20 protein-coding genes are annotated in these 17,557 nt (G+C 67.6%); 10 read left to right on the forward strand and 10 right to left on the reverse strand.

Features of this window, described 5'->3' with window-relative positions:
• Positions 1 to 5: 5 nt before the first annotated feature.
• The 3 genes from GGQ91_RS16220 to GGQ91_RS28160 all read right to left on the reverse strand — a co-directional run bounded on the left by GGQ91_RS16220 (position 6) and on the right by GGQ91_RS28160 (position 1,700).
• A complete protein-coding gene (locus GGQ91_RS16220) occupies positions 6 to 638 on the reverse strand; it encodes an MT-A70 family methyltransferase (protein ID WP_182592412.1) in 633 nt (210 codons plus the stop codon).
• 47 nt (positions 639 to 685) lie between these two features.
• Positions 686 to 1,132 carry a hypothetical protein gene (locus GGQ91_RS16225; RefSeq protein ID WP_182592413.1) on the reverse strand — a complete coding sequence of 149 codons (447 nt, stop codon included), beginning with the start codon at positions 1,130 to 1,132 and terminating at the stop codon, positions 686 to 688.
• A gap of 418 nt (positions 1,133 to 1,550) precedes the next feature.
• On the reverse strand, positions 1,551 to 1,700 hold the full coding sequence (locus tag GGQ91_RS28160) for a hypothetical protein (protein WP_246410730.1): 150 nt from the start codon (positions 1,698 to 1,700) through the stop codon (positions 1,551 to 1,553).
• Between the two features lie 175 nt (positions 1,701 to 1,875).
• Between GGQ91_RS28160 and GGQ91_RS16235 the strand changes: the two genes are divergently transcribed.
• Complete coding sequence (locus GGQ91_RS16235) at positions 1,876 to 2,484, forward strand: S24 family peptidase (protein WP_182592414.1); 609 nt, start codon at positions 1,876 to 1,878, stop codon at positions 2,482 to 2,484.
• Here the strand turns inward: GGQ91_RS16235 and GGQ91_RS16240 are convergent.
• Positions 2,481 to 2,729: a hypothetical protein gene (locus GGQ91_RS16240; protein ID WP_182592415.1), complete on the reverse strand. Its 249-nt coding sequence runs from the start codon at positions 2,727 to 2,729 to the stop codon at positions 2,481 to 2,483. The genes GGQ91_RS16235 and GGQ91_RS16240 overlap by 4 nt on opposite strands.
• 253 nt (positions 2,730 to 2,982) lie before the next feature.
• Between GGQ91_RS16240 and GGQ91_RS16245 the strand changes: the two genes are divergently transcribed.
• From GGQ91_RS16245 to GGQ91_RS16260, 4 genes are read left to right on the forward strand one after another with little or no spacing between them, the layout of a single operon-like run.
• Positions 2,983 to 3,219 (forward strand): hypothetical protein, encoded by a 237-nt coding sequence (locus tag GGQ91_RS16245; RefSeq protein ID WP_182592416.1) that lies wholly within the window; start codon positions 2,983 to 2,985, stop codon positions 3,217 to 3,219.
• Positions 3,220 to 3,221: 2 nt separating this feature from the next.
• Positions 3,222 to 3,710, forward strand: a complete 489-nt coding sequence (locus GGQ91_RS28165; protein ID WP_246410732.1) for a hypothetical protein — start codon at positions 3,222 to 3,224, stop codon at positions 3,708 to 3,710.
• Positions 3,711 to 3,741: 31 nt separating this feature from the next.
• Complete coding sequence (locus GGQ91_RS16255) at positions 3,742 to 4,539, forward strand: ERF family protein (protein WP_182592417.1); 798 nt, start codon at positions 3,742 to 3,744, stop codon at positions 4,537 to 4,539.
• Between the two features lies 1 nt (position 4,540).
• Positions 4,541 to 5,176: a lambda exonuclease family protein gene (locus tag GGQ91_RS16260; RefSeq protein ID WP_182592418.1), complete on the forward strand. Its 636-nt coding sequence runs from the start codon at positions 4,541 to 4,543 to the stop codon at positions 5,174 to 5,176.
• 74 nt (positions 5,177 to 5,250) lie between these two features.
• On the opposite strand, the gene GGQ91_RS16265 is transcribed toward GGQ91_RS16260, so the two are convergent.
• Entirely contained in the window at positions 5,251 to 5,709 is a 459-nt protein-coding gene (locus GGQ91_RS16265; RefSeq protein ID WP_182592419.1) for a hypothetical protein, read from the reverse strand.
• A gap of 133 nt (positions 5,710 to 5,842) precedes the next feature.
• On the opposite strand from GGQ91_RS16265, the gene GGQ91_RS16270 reads away from it, so the two are divergent.
• Both GGQ91_RS16270 and GGQ91_RS28520 read left to right on the forward strand, forming a co-directional pair.
• The gene (locus GGQ91_RS16270) at positions 5,843 to 6,211 is read left to right on the forward strand and encodes a hypothetical protein (protein WP_182592420.1); all 369 of its coding nucleotides are present in this window, start codon (positions 5,843 to 5,845) and stop codon (positions 6,209 to 6,211) included.
• The gene (locus tag GGQ91_RS28520; protein WP_182592421.1) at positions 6,204 to 6,422 is read left to right on the forward strand and encodes a helix-turn-helix domain-containing protein; all 219 of its coding nucleotides are present in this window, start codon (positions 6,204 to 6,206) and stop codon (positions 6,420 to 6,422) included. The genes GGQ91_RS16270 and GGQ91_RS28520 overlap by 8 nt, the downstream gene beginning before the upstream one ends.
• Here the strand turns inward: GGQ91_RS28520 and GGQ91_RS16280 are convergent.
• The 4 genes from GGQ91_RS16280 to GGQ91_RS16295 form a co-directional block, all read right to left on the reverse strand.
• Positions 6,344 to 7,567 carry a tyrosine-type recombinase/integrase gene (locus GGQ91_RS16280; protein ID WP_182592422.1) on the reverse strand — a complete coding sequence of 408 codons (1,224 nt, stop codon included), beginning with the start codon at positions 7,565 to 7,567 and terminating at the stop codon, positions 6,344 to 6,346. The two genes, GGQ91_RS28520 and GGQ91_RS16280, sit on opposite strands and share 79 nt — an antisense overlap.
• A gap of 569 nt (positions 7,568 to 8,136) precedes the next feature.
• A complete protein-coding gene (locus tag GGQ91_RS16285) occupies positions 8,137 to 8,790 on the reverse strand; it encodes an ABC transporter ATP-binding protein (protein ID WP_043346135.1) in 654 nt (217 codons plus the stop codon).
• Positions 8,791 to 9,319: 529 nt separating this feature from the next.
• Positions 9,320 to 10,990, reverse strand: a complete 1,671-nt coding sequence (locus tag GGQ91_RS16290; protein WP_182592423.1) for an EAL domain-containing protein — start codon at positions 10,988 to 10,990, stop codon at positions 9,320 to 9,322.
• Positions 10,987 to 12,816 carry an ATP-binding protein gene (locus GGQ91_RS16295; protein WP_043380551.1) on the reverse strand — a complete coding sequence of 610 codons (1,830 nt, stop codon included), beginning with the start codon at positions 12,814 to 12,816 and terminating at the stop codon, positions 10,987 to 10,989. Before GGQ91_RS16295 ends, GGQ91_RS16290 begins: the two co-directional genes overlap by 4 nt.
• A 669-nt stretch (positions 12,817 to 13,485) precedes the next feature.
• Between GGQ91_RS16295 and GGQ91_RS16300 the strand changes: the two genes are divergently transcribed.
• The 3 genes from GGQ91_RS16300 to GGQ91_RS16310 all read left to right on the forward strand — a co-directional run bounded on the left by GGQ91_RS16300 (position 13,486) and on the right by GGQ91_RS16310 (position 15,347).
• Positions 13,486 to 13,728 (forward strand): hypothetical protein, encoded by a 243-nt coding sequence (locus GGQ91_RS16300; protein ID WP_043346132.1) that lies wholly within the window; start codon positions 13,486 to 13,488, stop codon positions 13,726 to 13,728.
• 35 nt (positions 13,729 to 13,763) lie between these two features.
• Positions 13,764 to 13,979, forward strand: a complete 216-nt coding sequence (locus GGQ91_RS16305) for a hypothetical protein (protein ID WP_182592424.1) — start codon at positions 13,764 to 13,766, stop codon at positions 13,977 to 13,979.
• Between the two features lie 87 nt (positions 13,980 to 14,066).
• Positions 14,067 to 15,347 carry an O-acetylhomoserine aminocarboxypropyltransferase gene (locus GGQ91_RS16310; protein WP_182592425.1) on the forward strand — a complete coding sequence of 427 codons (1,281 nt, stop codon included), beginning with the start codon at positions 14,067 to 14,069 and terminating at the stop codon, positions 15,345 to 15,347.
• A 171-nt stretch (positions 15,348 to 15,518) separates the two neighbouring features.
• Here the strand turns inward: GGQ91_RS16310 and GGQ91_RS16315 are convergent, their stop codons facing one another.
• Positions 15,519 to 17,306, reverse strand: coding sequence for an acyl-CoA dehydrogenase C-terminal domain-containing protein (locus GGQ91_RS16315; protein WP_182592426.1), 1,788 nt, complete (start codon positions 17,304 to 17,306; stop codon positions 15,519 to 15,521).
• Positions 17,307 to 17,557: the final 251 nt, after the last annotated feature.

Here is a 17,557-nt window from a genome sequence, read left to right on the forward strand (position 1 = left end):
CCGGCCTACTCCGCGGCCGCGAGGGTGGGCGCGGGATTGAACTTCGTCGCCTCGTCGCCCCAGGCGCACCAGCCGCGCCGGCTCTCCCGCGCGAACAGCTCCAGGTACGGTCCCGGGATCCGCGCCTCGATTTCCCGATGCAGGTTCGGCGGCTTGCGGGAGTGGTCGCGCCGCGGCTCGATCCAGACGCCCGAGAAGGGGCGACCCTTGATGCTATGGGGCCGCCCAGCCTTCAGGATCGCCACGTACTCGGCGGCGCCGATCACCTCGAAGCCAGTGCCGCGTGAGATGGATGAGGCGTCGACGAGGAGCCCGGTCTCGCTGGGCCACAGCTTGATCCACGGAATGGCCGACGAGTAACGTAGCTTCCACGCCTTCGCGATCTCCGGGATCCGGTGCAGCAGGGGCGCGGTGATCCAGAGGAAGACCCGGCCACCGTCAGGATGAAGCAAACCGCGCACCGGTAGCGCCTGGACCTCGGCGAGGCTCATCCGCCGGTAATGCTGCGGACGGCTGCGCGTACCACCGGAGAACCGCCAGGGCGGATCGATCACGACGGCTTGGAAATGGCTCCGTGGGAGGCCAGCGAAGTTAAGGGCCCCCTCGTCGCATGGGCCGACGCTCGGCTCTTCGGCCATCGCCAGTTCTCAGGTCGCGCGGGAACGCCCCGCGTGGGCGGGGCCCCTCAGCCCGGGAAGCGAGCCGAATCGGCAGGCACGACGACGGTGTCGATCGAGGCGGGCGGCAGGCTCGACGGCGATAGCTTTTGGATCAACGGCGCAAGCGCGAATGGACCTCCCGGATCGCGGCCAGACCAAACCGGCCCAGAGATCGCAGCAGCTTCACGAACCGCACGTCGCGCCTCCTCTCGTGCCGTCGTCGCGGCCTCCAGCCGCTCGCTCGCCGCGTCGAGTCTGGCGCAGAGCGTATTGATGTTGAGCCAGTCGTGCAGGCCGACCGTGACGTCGGCCGCGCGCCCGATCACCTTGCGCACCCAGGAGGGCGAACGACCGAGGCGTTCGCCGACATCGTCGTAGGCCGCCATCAGCGACCCCGTGAGATCCTTCCGGTCCAGTACGAGCCGCAGCAGCGGATCCCGCGCGACCTCGTTGGCCTGCTCTACCGTCACCATGCGACGCGATCCCGAATTTGACCGCATACGATCAGCCCTCCGTGCAAGATCATCGGCGGGGCCGGGGCGCGGCGGGAAAGTGGGAGACGACAAACGCGGTGAAGGACGGCGGCGGCACCTCGGTCGCGAAGCGGCCAGCGAGACGGCCGGGGTGCCTGAGATGAGCCGGGGTGTGACCCGACGAATGGCGCAATTCGGGCATCGCGAGCGCGCGCACCCCGGCACAACCGGACGGCATCGATGCGCCGATTCGTGACAGGATCCGGGCGGGGGCGGCGCCCAGGACGAGAGCCGGAACCGACATCCACGCTCTGTGCGGGTCTAGGCGCGATGTCCGGCCGCCCAAGTTCGTCGCAGCCGCGTCGCAGGGCGCGGCGCGGCCGGTGCGGATCGCGCGCTACGGAAAGGCCGGACGCCATCACGCGGCCTCCGACTTGAGGAGGGCGGTGCGCTCCCGCGGCAGGTGAACCCGCACCAGAACATCGTTGTCGATCGCGATCTCTCGGGTGCAGGCGTACGCCACGATGCGTGGCCAGTAGACGACCGGAATGGATCCACGCTGACGCATGTCGCTGCCCCGGGCGCCCGGATTTCTCGTGAATCCGCAGACGCGTCCGAAAGCCGTCGAGCCCCCAAGCGCATCGATTATGTCGGACACGGTCTTCATCGCGACGCAAGAACTACGCCCAATGCGTAGCAGATGTCAACGCACATTGCGTAACGCATTATGCGAAGCGCTAGGCATGGAGACGATCGCCGAACGCCTGCAGCACCTTCGCAAGAAGGCCGGCTTCGCCACGGCCACCGAGGCGGCTCGCGCCTTCGGATGGAAGGTCCCAACCTACCTCGGACACGAAAACGGGGACCGGAACCCGAGCCGTGAAACGGCAAAGCGGTATGCCACCGCGTACAAGGCACGATGGGAGTGGATCCTGGAGGGCGGCCCTAGGCTCGACGCTCCGAAGGACGAGACCGTGCCGATCGTCGGCGATGTGGGCGCCGGCGCGCGCGTCTTCTTCAGCGGCGAGCCGCAAGGCGGCTATGATCGCGCACCGCGGCCGCCAGGATCGTCCCCCAACACGGTCGCGGCGCGGGTGAGGGGCGATTCGATGCCCGGCGTCGCCGAGGATGATTGGCTGATCTACTACGATGAGCGGGTCCGCGGCCTGCCAGACGTCTGGATCGGCCAGCTCTGCGTCGTTTGGGTCAACGACGAACAGATCTACGTGAAGAAGGTCTACCGCGGACGCGACGGAGGTAGCTTTCTCCTTGTTTCTACCAGCGGGTCGGCCCCGCTGGAGGTCGAAGAGATCGAGTGGTCGGCCAAGGTGGCCTGGATCAAGCCCCGCTAGTAGGCATCGATCTCCGGCACATCGCCGATCCGGGCAAGAAACGTGGGTGAGGAAAACTCGCTCGCACTGATCGCACCGGGCCTCGAATAGGCAAGAGCTCCGGCTGCTCTTTTCTCGCGCACGAGGCGCTCAGCCAAGCGTTTAGCACCGTCAGGACTTGAGCACTGCCGAATTCCGGCGGTCGACAGAACACCGCGGTCCCCGCGATCAAAGAGTTGCACGACATAATCCTGGACGTGGGACATTGCCGCCTCCAACGTTTGCTTACGTCATCTGACTGCCTCAGATTTCAGAACATAACAAGAACTTTGGCGACGTTGGATCTCCTTGCAGGAACGCCTGGCATTTTGAAGCGCAGGGAAGGTGCGCCTGTGGACAACGCGTCTCGCAGAGCCGCGATGACCGGGTCGTTTCAACTACGCATAATGCGTTGACGCAGATCACGCATTATGCGTAGCTATCTCCATAGCCTGACCGCGAGTCGATGGAGCCGACGCCATGCATCCAAGCCTCGAACATCGTCAGTCCCTGGATCCAACGGCCTTCCCCACCGACCGCTGGATCATTCCCCTCGACGGCGCCTGGGCCGTCCGCAGCGCCTTCGGAATCGAGGCCGAGGGCTTCGACTGCACCGCCGCTGCCCGTCACTGGATCGAGGAGCGCGAGGCCGAGGAGGCTGACGAGCTGGCGGCGCTCGCCGATTTCGAGGCCGACCAGATCCGCGAGGCTGCCTGACCATGGACGGCCAGCCGCTTGACCACCTGACCGCCGAAGAGGGCCGCGACCGTCTGGCCGCGCAAGCTGCGATCATCGCCAACCAGCAGGCGGCCCGTCGCTTCGCCCTCCAGATCGCGCCCGCCGAACGCCTGCCCCGCGAGGAGCGCCTGCGCTCTTGCGCCGGTCTCCGGGGAAGTCCCGCCATGCCCCTATCAGCCTGGCGCGGCCGTTCCGGCCGTCGCTACGTCGTGCGGATCCTGCCCGTCCCGGTGGTCGATGCCGAAGACCTCTGCGACGCGGTGGTGATTCAGGTGAGCCGGGACGGCTCCGGCCTCGCCGAGATCCGCGGCGTCGCGATCGTCGGGGACCGTGCCGCGGCCCGCGCCTTCGCGGCCAGTCTGCCGCCAGCCGTGACCGAACTGCACGCGCACCGGCTGGCCGAGACCGATGCCGACCGCGCCGCCGTCCTGGCCGATCTCGGCACCGTCACGACCGGGCGGCGCCGGTAACCGCCCGCAGCGAGAGAGGGGAGAGCAGCCGGTGAGTCAGCCGCAGATGCAGATCGTCGCCACCGAGGCGACGTCCCAGGCCGTGACAGCGGCCTCGCCAACCGAGGGCGCCACGGTCCTCTCGATCATCGAGCGGATGGCGCGCGATCCGAACGTCGATCCCGACCGGGTCGAACGGTTCCTGGTCATGGCCCGGGAGGATCGGGCCGAGCGCGCCCGGGTGGCCTTCATCGCCGCCATGGCGGCCTGTCAGGCCGAACTGCCGCGGGTCCTGCGCGATGCCCGGAACACGCATTCCGGTGCCCCCTACGCGCGCTTGGAGACGATCGCGCGGGCCACGCAGCCGGTCATCGCCCGGCACGGCTTCTCGCTCTCGTTCGACACCGAGGCGTCGCCGATCCAGGGGCATCTGCGGGTGAAATGCACCTGCGCCCACGAGGCCGGACACGAGCGCGCCTACCACCTCGACCTGCCGCCCGACACGGCGGGCGCACAGGGGAAGGCCAACAAGACGCCCATCCAGGGGATCGGCTCGACGATCACCTACGCGCGCCGCTACCTCGTCCTGCAGGTCTTCAACATCGCCCTGACCAACGATCCGGACGACACCGACGGGGCGTCCGGGGCGGACGCGTCCACGGACGTGATCTCGGACGCGCAGGCCGAAACGCTGCGCAACCTCCTCACCGAGCACGGCATCGCCCCGGCGAAGTTCCTGCGTGTCTTCGCCGTCGAGAGCGTGCCCGACCTTCCGGCCAGCCTCTACGGCGAGGCCCTGGACGCCATCGAGCGCGCCGTCGCCCGGCGTGCCCAGCCGGAGGGCCGCTGACATGGCCGAGTTGATCCAGGGCACCGCCGAATGGTTGGACGCGCGCTGCGGCAAGGTCACGGCCTCGCGCGTCGCCGACGTGCTGGCGGTCAGGCGCGACGGCAAACCGACCGCGGATCGCGAGCGCTATCTGATGGAGCTCGTGGGCGAGCGCCTGACCGGCCTCGCGACGCAGCACCATCTCACCGCCGCGATGCTCGAAGGCTCCGAGCGGGAGCCGCAGGCCTGCGACGCCTACGAGTTCCTGTACGGCGTCGACACCGTGAAAGTCGGGTTCGTCGACCATCCGGCGATCGCGGCGGCCGGGGCGAGCCCGGACCGGCTCATCGGTGCCGACGGCCTCGTCGAGTTCAAGTGCCCGACCCTGCGCACCCATCTGGAGACGCTGCTCACCGGGGAGATCCCGGAGGAGCACCGGCCGCAGATGCGCTGGCAGATGGCCTGCACGGGCCGGGCGTGGTGTGACTTCGCCTCGTGGCACCCGAGCGTGCCGCCGGCCCTGCGGCTGTGGGTCAAGCGGCTGCACCGGGACGAGGCCCAGATCGCGAAGGACGAAGAGGCCGTGCGCGCCTTCCTCGGTGAGGTCGAGGCGCGGGTCACGCGCTTGCGGGCCATCGGTTACGCGGAGGCGGCATGAATCCGCGTGCTCCGATCACGGCCTCGACGAAGCCTCGGTTGCGCGGCCTTTCGATCAGCGGCGGGGGCCAATCATCAGGTTTTCCTCAAGTGAGGCAGGTCGTGGTCTGTCAGGCGGTTCCCCGCCGCGGTGACTGCCCGCGACGTGAAGCGATCAGGATTTTCGAGAACCAGGTACTCGAAAAGGTAGTCCGAAAGCCCCGCATCCACGAGGCGACGGAAGCCCTCGGACGGCTTGCTCGATGCGGCGATGTCGTCGAGCGTTTGCACGACCCCGACCCGCTTCACCTTTTCCCGGGTGCGCGCCGCCCGCGACGTGCGGCCGTTTTCCTTCGTCAGCAGCTCTTCGAAGACCGAGATGATCTCCCAGAAGCGTCTCTCGACGGGGTCGGCGAAACGCCGTCCTTCAAGCTCGGAAATCCGCCGGATGCACGCGGTGACCAAATCCTGAACATTCAGGCGTTCGGCACTCGCCATCAATCTGCGGACCTGTTCCACATCGTCGAGGTTTTGGGGATCAACCGGCCAAGCCATTCGAAGCCTCTCTGCAGCTCCGGAGAGGTTGCAGCATGGGGCCTTACCTCTAGGTTGCGGCCCGACCGGATCTGCGGATGTTCAGGTGTCGCCCTGCACAGCATCGAGCTCCAAGGCATGCCGGAGACACACCATGGGTGAACGCGTCCGCCACAAGCAGCGCGGCACCGAGTACGAGGTGCTGGGCGTGGCCGAACTCCAGATCGCCTCTGCCCCCGTCCTGGAAGGCAGCAAGCTCGCCATCTACCGCGGCGAGGACGGCAGGCTCTGGGCGCGAGAGGTCGGTGAATTCCGCGACGGGCGGTTCGAGACGATCACGCCCGCCCCCGAACTGGAGCGCATCGCCCAGGTCCTCGAAGGCGCAGCCGAGCAGGCCGAGAAGGATGCGGTCTGGCACTCATCGGACGAGCGCGCTGTCGAGCAGGCTCGGCGCGCGGTCACATACCGCGGCTTAGCCGCCGCTCTGCGCGAGTTGGAGACGCGGAAGGCGCGCCATGGATGAGCCCATTCAGCCCCTGGCCTATAGGCCCAAAGACGCGGCGGCCGTGCTCGGCGTGTCCCGCTCGACGATCTACCAGATGATCGCCGACGGCCAGATCGTCGCCCGGAAGCTCGGAGCCGCGACTCTGATCCCTCACGCCGAGCTTGCGCGCGTGCTCGACGGTGCGGCCTTGTCGGCCGCCACGAAAGCCGCCCAGGCGTCCATCAAGTGACGGCGTTTCTCCAGAGCGTCGCCGCGGCGGTAGGCGCGCTCGGTCTCGTCACCTACGAGATGCGCGAGCGCGGCTTCGGCTAACTCGCTCGGGAAGTCGGTCTCCTCGGTCACCCAGTCCCGAAACGATGATCGGAATCCGTGCACGGTGAAGCCGTTGGGGTCGGCCCCGCGCAGGAACATGGCCAGCGCCATGTCCGAGAGCGGCGTACCCGCCCGCGACGGGAAGACGAGATCCGAAGGCCCTGCACCGTCGGGCCGTACCGAGGCCAGGATCGCGAGCGCCGGCGCCGAAAGCGGCACACGGTGCGGCCGGCCGGCCTTCATGCGCTCGGCCGGGACCGTCCAGAGCGCCGTGGCCATATCGACCTCGCCCCAGGTCAGCCCGCGGGTCTCGCCGGACCGGGCGGCCGTCAGGATCGTGAAGCACAGCGCGAGCGAGGAAAAGCTCGTGCGCCCGGCCGCAACCGCCGCGTAAAAGGCCGGCACCCCGGCATAGGGCATGGCCTTATGATGGCCACGCGTCAGCTTGCGGGATCGGGGCAGCAGCACATCGAGATGGCCGCGCCAGCGGGCCGGATTCTCGCCGGACCGGTGGCCGCCGACACGGGCCGCATCCAGGACGCGCTCGATGCGTCCGCGGATCCGGCGCGCCGTCTCGGCCTTCTCGTGCCACATGGGCCGCAGCACCGCGAGCACGTCGTCGGTGCCGATCTCGGACACCGGCATGCGCCAGAGGCTCGCGGCCTGGACCTCCAGGGTCTGGCGCCATTGCGCGCGGTGCGCGGGGTTCCGCCAGGTCCGTTCCCGATCGGCCATGTAGGTCTCCGCCACTTCGGCGAACGTCACGGGGGCCGGTGGGGGGAGTGGCGCGATCGCCGCAGCCCTGGCTTCGATCGGGTCGATGCCCTCGGCGATCTGCGCCCGGGCCGCCGCAGCGAGCTCGCGCGCCCGGGCCAGCGAGACCGCGCAGGCCGAGCCGAGTCCCATCTCGCGCCGGCGGCCCGGCATCCGGTAGAGCATCACCCAGCGCTTCGAGCCACTGGCTTCGATCACAAGGTAGAGGCCGCCGCCGTCAGCGTGCCGGCCAGGCTCGCTCAGCGCCTGGACCTTGCGAGCCGAAAGGCGGTTGATCTCGCGCGCCATCTACCCCACCAGCCACCCCACCATTCGACACCGATTGCGGCGGATCGGGGCGGACACCGATGGAATTTATTCCCGCCAACGCCCTATCATCGCAAGGGAAAATCGACGGCGCTGGACGCTGGTGGATCGAACTTCGGCAGACACCCCTTCCGCCAGCGGGTTGCGGTTGTGGCGGCCAACGCATTCCCGGGGGAGGGGCGGTACCGTCATCGGATCGAGGCGCAGACCGGGATCGAGGGTGTACGAAAAGGCCGCTTCCGGTTGGAATGCGGTCGTCTCCGATCGAGGCGCTGGTTCCGGGGGGCGGCACCGCGCGCGTCGATCTGGCGACAGAGGGAATGCGTCCGCGCTGGGTCGAGATTTCGACAACGTCGAGACGAGTCGCGCCGGCAAGCTGCTGAAGGGGGGCGCGGGCCGGCCTTCTGGCCCCTGTGTGCTTGCCCAGATCGAATGGCTTGGCGCTGCTATTAGGTGTCACCAGCAAAATGATCTCGGGAAACGGATTTCGAGCTCCGAGCCCGTTGATTTCAAAAACCTATGCGTCGGCCGATCATAGTCTGCGCTGAAACTCAGGCATTGAGACGTCTGTAGACCTCAATCGCGTCGTTGATGTCTTCGTAGACGATTGCCCGCCCGTTCAGCAGCACGATGCCTTGGGTACACCACTCGCGGAGCTGCTCCATCGAGTGGGAAATCATGATGATGTCGGCATTCTTGCGACGGGCGGAGAAGACTTCGTCACACCGCTTGGAGAAGCGCGCGTCGCCGACCGAGGTGAGCTCGTCGATCAGGTAGGTCTCGAACGGAATTGCCATACTCATGCCGAAGGCGAGCCGTGCGCCCATGCCCGATGAGTAGGTGTAGATCGGCTGCTCTAGATAGCTCCCGAGTTCCGAGAAATCCTCCACGAAATCAAGCACTTTCCGCGGATCCTCGCCGTAGATCCGGGCTACGAACATGACGTTGTCGCGGCCGGTCATCTTGGGATGGAATCCGCCCGCGAAGCCCAGCGGCCACGATACACGCCGGCCTCTATAGACCTTGCCCTTGGTCGGTTCCTCGGTGCCCGCCAGGATCCGCATCGTCGTCGACTTGCCGGCACCGTTGATGCCGAGGATGCCGTAACAGATACCTTGCTTCAGGGTGAAGGATGCCCGGTCCAGGACGATTCGCGGCGCGCCGTTGGCGCGGTAGATTTTCGTGACGTTCTCGAATCGGATCACGGGACTGCTCGTACGGCACAGCGGCCTGATGGTCTTTGGGTCGGAGGTAGAGCACCTGAAGGTGGCCAAAACTGGGAATGACAGCGGTCGGGTCAAGCCGTTGGCGTTCCCCCTGGGGCCGCCCCGATCGACACCGGTCATTCGGATCTGCGCCCGGTGTCTGGGCCGCCCGCTCGGGGACCGCGTGCGGCAGCGTGGGCCGTTCGGATGCCTCCAGAGGACAAAAGGCCCTGGCTCGGCCGGCGCCGAGGCCTGCGCGCTGGAACCTGGCGCGGAGGCCGCCTCAGCCTGTTTGAGCGACGGCCCTGCCTAAGCGGCCCGTGGGAGTAGCCGGGTTGAGGCGATCGGAGTCGCCGCTGGGCCAAGTGGTGATCCGCCGGATGAAGTTTTCGGCCGTCGGCGTGAACGCGGGGCGATCATGCCCCTCAAGCCGCGCCGGAATCCGTCTCGCGGCGGAGTCGCGTCCTCCCAGTCTGTCCCGGCAGCGTTCAACCACGGGGAGAGGATGGCTTTCGCGGCCTGTGGCCTTTTACGCCCGCCGCAGCAGACTGGGCATACGCAACTCCGAGGCGCGGCTGCGCGGCGAAGGATGGCGTGATCCGGACAGGCGCGGCTCCACCTGACCGATCTGATCGAGCAGGAGCGGGCGAGCGAAGTAATAGCCCTGCGCGCAGCGGATCTGCGTCGCCCCGAGAAGGTAGGCGACCTCCTCGTAGGTCTCGACGCCTTCGGCCACCACCGACATGCCGAGCGCCGCACCGAGTGACTCGATCGCCTTCAGGACGATCTGGCTGCGCGGTCGCTTGTCGATGTCGGTGATGAAGGAGCGATCGATTTTCAACTCGTCAGCGGTGATGTCCGCCAAGGCCGACAGCGACGAGTAGCCGACGCCGAAATCGTCGATCGAGACCCGCGCTCCGATCGCCCGGATCCGCGGGAGCACGTCGCGCTGGAAGCGGCCCGCCGTGAAGAAGGCCTCCTCGGTCAGCTCCAGGACGAAACGCTCCGCGAGCCCGGTCTCGCCGAGGGAGGCACAGAAGGCGGTCATGAAGGGCACATCGCAGGCCTGCTTCGCGGCGATGTTGAGGCTCACGGTGACGTCCGGGCCAAACACCTCATCGATATCGGGCATCGACCGAACGGTCTCGGCCAGGACCTGGAGCGTGATCTCGTTGATCAGGCCGAGCTCGATGGCGAGGGCGATGAAATCGCCCGGCGCCTGGATCATGCCGAGTTCGTCCCGCCAGCGCAGAAGCACCTCGACGCCGGTGACGGCATGGGTGCGCATGTCGACCTTCGGCTGAAAGGCGCAGCAGAAGCAGCGGTCGCGGATCGCCAGCCGGAGCCGCTGCTCCACAGCCATCCGGGCCGTCGCCGCCTGGCTCATCGCGTCGTCGAACAGGCTGACGCCGCCCTTCAACTCGCCCTTCACCCGGTACATGGCGTTGTCGGCCTGCCGGGCGAGGACCTCATAGGTGTCGCCGTGGTCCGGGAACAGGCTCACGCCGATGGAGGCGGAGGCGAAGATCTCGTGCCCGTCGATGAAGAATGGCTGCTTGAGCCGCTCCGAGATGGCGCGAACGGCTGCCAGCGCGTCGTCCCGATCGAGGACGGGATCGAGCAAGAGCACGAACTCGTCGCCGCCGATGCGGGCCAGCAGGTCGCTCGGGCGCAACGTCGCGCGGATCCGGTCGGACATCTTGCGCAGCAGGGCGTCGCCCGCGGCGTGACTGTAATAGTCGTTGATGTGCTTGAAGTTATCGAGATCGATGAAGGCCAGGGCAAAACGGTCCCCGGGTCGTGATTCGGCCAGAACCTCGGCGATGCTTTGCTCAAACATCGTCCGGTTGGGAAGCCCGGTCAGGGCGTCGATGAAGGCCTTGGTGATCAGCTCCCGCTGAATCCTGTGATGACGCGTGACATCGGTGACCGTGGTGAGCGTGAAGCTGCCGTGATCCTCCGTGACCGGGTGGGTGCGCACCTCGACGACACGATCACCGATGGCCTCGACATGCGCGGCCTCCCGAGACGAGCCCGCCGCGGCGGCGAGCGCGTGGACGGCGCTGTCGCCGAGAGCGCGCGCGGCGGCATTGGCCAGGGTGCACCCTCCCTGCTCGTCGAAGACCACGACGCCCACGGGGAGCGTCTGGATCACGGCTTCGAGCAGGGTCTGAGGCGTCGGGGAAGTCGGGGCGCTCATACTCCGCCCTGCTGCCAGAGCGGCGTGGCAGCGTGTGGTCCGGCCTGCGAGACGGTGTCGCCGGCGTCGAGGGGACGGCGGAGCAGCCGACGATGCACGTGATCGAGCGCTGCGCCCTGAGCCCCCTCCGGACCCGTCTCGCGTCCGAGACGCACGGCGCCGATCGGATCGTGGTCTTGGCCGCCGACCTTGTTCATGGTCGCGCCCCGCCACCGCTCCACGACGGCACCGATGAAGCCGGCGCCGGCGACTGCCGCGCCGTCCCCCGCCGCGGCGCCGCTCGTGTCGTTGCGCGGCTGGCGGATCGACGGGAGGCGCCGGAACGTCATCCGGACCGGGATCGGAACGCCTTCACCGAAGGCAATGACCTCGCCCGTCCCGAGCGACGGGATGAAGGTGAGCAGGTTGCTGGCGTCCGATACCGCTGCGGCCAGGAAGGCCTGATCGCGCGCGTTCGTCATCCGCATGGCGAACAGGGTGCTGCATTGCGACATGATGGTCGCGTCGAGTTCGGCCGGACGCTGCGTGACCAAGCCGAGATGGACGCCATGTTTCCGGCCCTCGCGGGCGATGCGCGACAGGGCGCGGCGGGTCGGCGTGAAGCCGACGGAGCGATCGGCCGAGGCGAAGCGATGCGCCTCCTCGCACACGAACAGCAGCGGGATCGCGCCCTCGCTCCAGATGCCGAACTCGAACGCCAGCCGGGACAGGACGCAGACGACGGCGTCCACCACCTCGCTCGGCAAGCCGGCGAGCTGCATGATCGTCATCGGCCGCCCATCCGGATCGAGGCGGAACAGGTGCGCCAGGATCTCGCCCATCATGTCGCCGCCGACATTGGCGTTGTCGAACATGAAGCCGTGCCGCGGATCGTTCCGGATCGCCTCGATCCGCGTGATCAGACGGTGATAGTGCATCCGGGAGACGCGATTCTCCAGCCGGCCCATCCGCTCGTCAATGAGGGCAATCAGGTCCTGGAGCACGTAGGGCACGGGCGTGTCGATCGTGTAGCCGCCGGCCTTGCCCAGTGTCCGCTTCACGATCTGCCGGTCGCTCGCCTCCTTGTACTGGGCGTACTTGCTCTTCGCGAGCGGGATGACTTCGGCGAGGATCTCGATCTCCTCGTCCACGGCTGGACGCCCGCCGTAGATCACGTCGGCGATCTCTTCGAGGTTGAACAGCCAGAACGGCAGCTTGAGCGTCCGCGGGTTGATCACGCTCGCGCGGTCGCCGAAGCTGGCGGCGTATTCATTGTGTACGTCCAGCAGGAAGATGCGCACTGCCGGCTTGGCGCGCATCACCTCGTCCAAGATGATGGTCACGCCGCTCGACTTGCCGACCCCCGTGGCGCCGAGAACGGCGAAGTGCTTGGAGAGAAGGTCGTCGAGTTTGATGCAGGCGGGGGTTTCGGGGTCTTGGTAGAGCGCCCCGACGGCCGCCGTGTTGGCCACAGACACTTGGTGGACGATTCGCAGTTCGGAGGGGGACAGCAGCTCGACCGTGTCGCCGATCGCCGGGTAGCAGGTCACGCCCCGGCAGAATCCAGGCACCCCATTCGTCTCAATGATCTGGCCGAGCAGGTCGAGGCTCGCAAAGGCCCCGGGTTCTCGCCCGCGCTCGTGGGCCGAGGCCAACGTCGTGACGATGCCCACGAGGATGGCCCCACCCGCACGGATCCGGACCAGATTGCCGACCGTGACCCTCACGCTCGGTCGCCCGTTCCGGAGCCCGAGCTCAAGATGAACTTTCGACCCCTCGATGGAAGTCACAGACCCCATCTGCGACGCGGACTCGTCGTCCCGGAACGTCCCGTCGCCGCTCAGCATCATCCGCGCCCTGCTCTGAAACAGAATCGACACGATACTGCAGGGTGGTCATTAAAGTTCTGACAAAGGAATTCGCGCAAAAGCGTAATGCTTAACCGATGCTTTTTGTCTCAGTATTATCGCCCAGGTTGCGTGCGTCCTGTGCATCGGCTCGGGGTACGGGCGGCCGCCACCCTTCGCGATCTCGGTGTCTCAGGGATTCCGGGTATTGGACGCAGCCTGAAAGCCGGCCACCTCACCGAGAGTACAGAATCGCACGGTGCGGTCGATGGCGGATGTCGGGCGCGCAGCTAGGCCGCCTGCCCGTCGCCGAAATGCTCACGCATCCAGCACTCGCCGGAAATGCGGGCTCCGTTCCGCGTTACGAAGGCGTAGGGCGACTTTTCGACGACCGTGCCGCCGTGGCTGCGGATGATCCATCGGAAGCACCGGGGATCGTCCCTGCACGGGACGATTTCGACCGTATGGGAGTGCATTGTTTCGATCGACATAGAGCAGTAACGCCGCAGCGCAGCAATCCGCTCCATGCGACGATCGCGGAGGGTTACCGAACCGTGCGGGCCCGCACGCGATTTGCGCCGTCTTGCCGCGTCAGACCATATCGCGCCGCGATCCGGGCCGAACCCGTCGACCGGATGCTACACCGGCACCGAGCAACAGGAAGTCTGCATGCCGATCAAGGCCATCAATGACCGCAAGAAGCTGTCCAGCGATTTCAACGAGGCCAATGACGCCTTCATCGACGAGGTGCTGAACGCGCTCCAGGGCGGACGCATTCCCCTCGATCTCGCCCGCGCCTATCTCGCGCATCCCGTGGCAATGATGCACACCGACGGGGCGCAGGCCGTCGCCAACTACTTCGAGCGCATGCTGGCCCAGCGACCGAATATCGACTGGACGCCGGGGAGTTGATGACGGTGTCGCTGAGTCGAGGAGAGGACGCGCGGATGACCATCGAAGAGATCGAGGAGCTGAACCGGGCCCGCGCCGCGCTGGCGCGCCAGAGGAATGCCATCGCCCGGCGCCTGGGCGGTCTCGACGTGGCGCCGATCTCCATGGCGGAGGATCTCACCCGGACGCTGCTCGCCATCGAAGCCGTGGATCGGGCCCTGGTCGATGCGGGCCAGCCCCATATGGACATCGGCTCCAGGCCGGAGGCCTAACCGACTCCGGCGCGTCAGCCCTCGCGGAGCCTTGCGCCGAACTCCCGGGCGGGCGTACAGGCTCGGGTGCTCTGAGGAGACCCGACGATGTCCGACCGCCTGCCCGGCTTCAACACGCTGGCGATCCATGCGGGCGCCGCCCCCGACGCCGCCACGGGCGCGCGCGCCACGCCGATCTACCAGACCACCAGCTTCGTGTTCGACGATGTCGATCACGCCGCGTCGCTGTTCGGGCTCCAGGCCTTCGGCAACATCTACACGCGGATCACCAACCCGACGAACGCGGTGCTGGAGGAGCGCATCGCGGCCCTGGAAGGCGGGACCGCCGCCCTGGCGGTCGCCTCCGGCCACGCGGCCGAGTTCCTGACCATGCACGCCCTGATGCAGCCGGGCGACGAGTTCGTGGCCTCGAACAAGCTCTACGGCGGGTCGATCAACCAGTTCAATCACTCGTACAAGAACTTCGGCTGGTCGGTGGCCTGGGCCGACAACGACGATCCCGCCTCCTTCGAGGCGGCGATCACGCCGCGCACCAAGGCGATCTTCTGCGAATCCATCGCCAATCCCGGCGGCGTCATCACCGACATCGCGGCGCTGTCGCAGATCGCCAAGAAGCACAACATCCCGCTCGTCGTCGACAACACCATGGCGACGCCGTACCTGATCCGGCCCTTCGAGCACGGCGCCGACATCGTCGTCCATTCGGCGACGAAGTTCCTCGGCGGCCACGGCAATTCGATCGGCGGCCTGATCGTCGACGGCGGCTCGTTCCAATGGGCGGGCGACGCGCGCTACCCGATGATGAGCCAGCCGCGGCCGGAATATTCCGGCATGGTGCTGGCCGAGACCTTCGGCAATTTCGGCTTCGCCATCGCCTGCCGGGTGCTGGGCCTGCGCGACCTCGGTCCGGCGCTCTCGCCGTTCAACGCCTTCCTGATCCTCAACGGCATCGAGACCCTGCCGCTGCGCATGCAGCGCCATTCCGACAACGCGCTGACGGTGGCCACCCATTTGTCCAAGCACGAGGCCGTGTCCTGGGTGAGCTACCCGGGGCTGGAGACCGATCGTTACCATGCGCTGGCCAAGCGCTACACGCCGAAGGGCGCCGGTGCCGTGTTCACCTTCGGTCTGAAGGGCGGCTACGCGGCGGGCGTGAAGCTGGTCTCGAACCTCCAGCTGTTCTCGCACCTCGCCAATATCGGCGACACCCGGTCGCTGATCATCCATCCGGCCTCGACCACGCACCGCCAGCTCACCGACGCGCAGAAGACCGCCGCCGGGGCGGGGCCGGAAGTGGTGCGCCTGTCGATCGGCTTGGAAGATCCGGCGGACCTGATCGACGATCTCGACGCCGCGCTCGAGGGCTGACACGGTCCCGCGCCACGAGCCGGCTCCGCCGTCGTCGCGCGCGCGGCGCGGCGACCGAGGGCAGCGGGCACTGGGTCAGCGTCGCACGGCTGGTTTGCTTCGCGACGCTCGCAAAGGCGGGGACGCCACGTTGCCGGCCGCCGCGCTCTGGCGCGACGGCCCGTGGGACGCTCAGAACGCGTCCGCCGCCAGCGCCATCGTGCTGTCCGCACCGGCCTTGATGCGGGCCAGGCGCAGGGCAGTCTCCGGCAGCATCCGCTCCATGTAGAACCGGCCGCTCGTCAGCTTCGACTCCCAGCGCGGGGAGGGCGCCTCGGCATGCTTGGCCTGGGCGGCCTTGGCGATCCGCGCCCACATGTAGCCCAGGGCCACGAGGCCGAAGAGGTGCATGAAGTCGGTTGCGCCGGCCCCGGCATTGTCGGGCTTGGCGAAGGCGTTCTGCATCAGCCACATCACCGCGCCCTGGAGATCGTTCAGCCCGGCCTGGAGCGGCTGGGTGAACGGCGCCATCGCGGGATCCTCGCCGTGGTCCTTCAGGAAGGTCTGGACCTCGCCCAGGAAGGTCATCATCGCCCGGCCGCCATCCTTCGGCAGCTTGCGGCCGATCAGGTCCATCGCCTGGATGCCGTTGGCGCCCTCGTAGATCATGGCGATGCGGGCATCGCGCACGAACTGCGACATGCCCCATTCCTCGATGTAGCCGTGGCCGCCGAGCAGCTGCTGCGCCTCGACCGCATTGGCGAAGCCGCGATCGGTGAACACGCCCTTCACCACCGGCGTCATGAGGCCGAGATAATCGTCGGCCGCCTGCCGCTCCCGGGCATCCTCGGAACGGTGCAGGATGTCGGCCTGGAGCGCCGTCCAGAGCATGAGGGCGCGGGCCGCTTCATTGAACGCGCGGATCTGCATCAGCGTGCGGCGCACGTCCGGATGGACGATGATCGGGTCGGCGGCTTTGTCGGGCGCCTTCGCGCCGGTCAGCGCCCGGCCCTGGAGGCGATCCTTCGCGTAGGCGGCGGCGTTCTGGTAGGCGACCTCGGACTGCCCGAGCCCCTGGACGCCCACGGCGAGCCGCGCCTCGTTCATCATCACGAACATGGCGTTGAGGCCGCGGTTCTCCTGGCCCACGAGCCAGCCGGTCGCGCCGTCGTAGTTCATCACGCAGGTGGCGTTGCCGTGAATGCCCATCTTGTGCTCGAGGGAGCCGCAGGACACGCCGTTGCGCGCGCCGAGGGAGCCGTCGGCGTTCACCAGAACCTTCGGCACCACGAAGAGCGAGATGCCCTTGGTGCCGGCGGGGGCCCCCTCGATCCGGGCGAGGACGAGGTGGACGATGTTCTCGGCGAGGTCGTGCTCGCCGGCCGAGATGAAGATCTTGGTGCCGGTGATGCTGTAGGCGCCGTCGCCGTTCGGCACGGCCTTGGTCTTGAGCAGCCCGAGATCCGTGCCGCAATGCGGCTCGGTCAGGTTCATGGTGCCGGTCCAGGCCCCTTCGACCATCCTGGGCAGATACAGCGCCTTCTGCTCCTCCGTGCCGTGGACCAGCAGCGCCGCCATCGCGCCCTGCGTCAGACCGGGATACATGCCGAAGGCGAGGTTCGCGCCCGAGGCGAATTCCTGGATCGCGGTGTTCAGCGTGTGCGGCAGGCCCTGGCCGCCATAGGCTTCGGGCACCGAAAGTCCCATCCAGCCGCCGCTCGCATAGGTGTCGTAAGCGGCCTTGAAGCCCGTCGGCGTACGGACCGTGCCGTCGGCGTCCCGGCGACAGCCCTCCAGATCGCCTGTCCGGTTGATCGGGGCCAGGACCTCCTCGGCGAGCTTCGCGCCCTCGCGCAGGACGGCCTCGATCACATCGGGTGAGGCATCGGCGAAGCCAACTAGGTTGTCCCGGGCATGAAAGCCGAGCACATCGGTGAGCAGGAACAGCGTGTCCTCAACCGGAGCGCGATACTGCGGCATCTCTGGCTTCCCCCGTCTGGTGCAGGCCCCTCGACACGGCCCGCTGCCTTGGCCGCATGTAACCGCCCCGCCGCCTCCGGAGCAACGGCTCGACCCCGCCGCCTCCGGAGCAACGGCTCGACCCCGCCGCCTCCGGAGCAACGGCTCGACCCCGTCGTCGCCGGACCGGCGCACCCGTCCCACGCCGCCGGTCGCTCGCGACGATTACCGGGGCCCGGTGAACCTTAACCTCGTGTTTACCAAGAAAGTTA

It is taken from the genome of Methylobacterium fujisawaense (assembly GCF_014138435.1).
Classification (GTDB): domain Bacteria; phylum Pseudomonadota; class Alphaproteobacteria; order Rhizobiales; family Beijerinckiaceae; genus Methylobacterium; species Methylobacterium fujisawaense.

What these genes read in the sequence shown, in the direction of transcription:
- GGQ91_RS16220 (WP_182592412.1), bottom strand. Translation starts at nt 638, where the DNA reads ATGGCCGAAGAGCCGAGCGTCGGCCCATGCGACGAGGGGGCCCTTAAC.
- GGQ91_RS16225 (WP_182592413.1), bottom strand. Translation starts at nt 1,132, where the DNA reads ATGGTGACGGTAGAGCAGGCCAACGAGGTCGCGCGGGATCCGCTGCTG.
- GGQ91_RS28160 (WP_246410730.1), bottom strand. Translation starts at nt 1,700, where the DNA reads ATGCGTCAGCGTGGATCCATTCCGGTCGTCTACTGGCCACGCATCGTG.
- GGQ91_RS16235 (WP_182592414.1), top strand. Translation starts at nt 1,876, where the DNA reads ATGGAGACGATCGCCGAACGCCTGCAGCACCTTCGCAAGAAGGCCGGC.
- GGQ91_RS16240 (WP_182592415.1), bottom strand. Translation starts at nt 2,729, where the DNA reads ATGTCCCACGTCCAGGATTATGTCGTGCAACTCTTTGATCGCGGGGAC.
- GGQ91_RS16245 (WP_182592416.1), top strand. Translation starts at nt 2,983, where the DNA reads ATGCATCCAAGCCTCGAACATCGTCAGTCCCTGGATCCAACGGCCTTC.
- GGQ91_RS28165 (WP_246410732.1), top strand. Translation starts at nt 3,222, where the DNA reads ATGGACGGCCAGCCGCTTGACCACCTGACCGCCGAAGAGGGCCGCGAC.
- GGQ91_RS16260 (WP_182592418.1), top strand. Translation starts at nt 4,541, where the DNA reads ATGGCCGAGTTGATCCAGGGCACCGCCGAATGGTTGGACGCGCGCTGC.
- GGQ91_RS16265 (WP_182592419.1), bottom strand. Translation starts at nt 5,709, where the DNA reads ATGGCTTGGCCGGTTGATCCCCAAAACCTCGACGATGTGGAACAGGTC.
- GGQ91_RS16270 (WP_182592420.1), top strand. Translation starts at nt 5,843, where the DNA reads ATGGGTGAACGCGTCCGCCACAAGCAGCGCGGCACCGAGTACGAGGTG.
- GGQ91_RS28520 (WP_182592421.1), top strand. Translation starts at nt 6,204, where the DNA reads ATGGATGAGCCCATTCAGCCCCTGGCCTATAGGCCCAAAGACGCGGCG.
- GGQ91_RS16280 (WP_182592422.1), bottom strand. Translation starts at nt 7,567, where the DNA reads ATGGCGCGCGAGATCAACCGCCTTTCGGCTCGCAAGGTCCAGGCGCTG.
- GGQ91_RS16290 (WP_182592423.1), bottom strand. Translation starts at nt 10,990, where the DNA reads ATGAGCGCCCCGACTTCCCCGACGCCTCAGACCCTGCTCGAAGCCGTG.
- GGQ91_RS16295 (WP_043380551.1), bottom strand. Translation starts at nt 12,816, where the DNA reads ATGCTGAGCGGCGACGGGACGTTCCGGGACGACGAGTCCGCGTCGCAG.
- GGQ91_RS16300 (WP_043346132.1), top strand. Translation starts at nt 13,486, where the DNA reads ATGCCGATCAAGGCCATCAATGACCGCAAGAAGCTGTCCAGCGATTTC.
- GGQ91_RS16305 (WP_182592424.1), top strand. Translation starts at nt 13,764, where the DNA reads ATGACCATCGAAGAGATCGAGGAGCTGAACCGGGCCCGCGCCGCGCTG.
- GGQ91_RS16310 (WP_182592425.1), top strand. Translation starts at nt 14,067, where the DNA reads ATGTCCGACCGCCTGCCCGGCTTCAACACGCTGGCGATCCATGCGGGC.
- GGQ91_RS16315 (WP_182592426.1), bottom strand. Translation starts at nt 17,306, where the DNA reads ATGCCGCAGTATCGCGCTCCGGTTGAGGACACGCTGTTCCTGCTCACC.